This is a genomic window from Fictibacillus phosphorivorans (assembly GCF_023715845.1).
Taxonomy (GTDB): Bacteria; Bacillota; Bacilli; order Bacillales; family Fictibacillaceae; genus Fictibacillus; species Fictibacillus phosphorivorans_D.
Window position 1 is genome coordinate 1 of the sequence record NZ_JAMBOR010000080.1, and the last position, 339, is coordinate 339.

Sequence of the window (339 nt, forward strand, 5' to 3'; positions counted from 1 at the left end):
GAGGTCAGCGGTTCGATCCCGCTAAGCTCCACCATTGCACATCTTACGAGATGATGCTTTTTTTAACGCAAAATGTTCTTTGAAAACTAGATATCGACATCCAAACAAAGTAATGCAAGGCAGATAGTTATTTATCTGCGCCAAAGCAACAATCTTGATGTGCAAACATCATTAAGTTACGAGAAGCCAACGAAGAAATTCGAAGCAAATCGTAAGTTATAAGGTTAAGCTAGAAAGGGCGCACGGTGGATGCCTTGGCACTAGGAGCCGAAGAAGGACGGGACGAACACCGATATGCCTCGGGGAGCTGTAAGTAAGCACTGATCCGGGGATTTCCGA

General features: G+C 45.1%; 1 rRNA gene. It reads left to right on the top strand.

The annotated features are described in order from the left end of the window. Positions 1-222: 222 nt before the first annotated feature. Positions 223-339: ribosomal RNA gene (locus M3206_RS18885) — 23S ribosomal RNA — on the top strand; the annotation flags it as partial.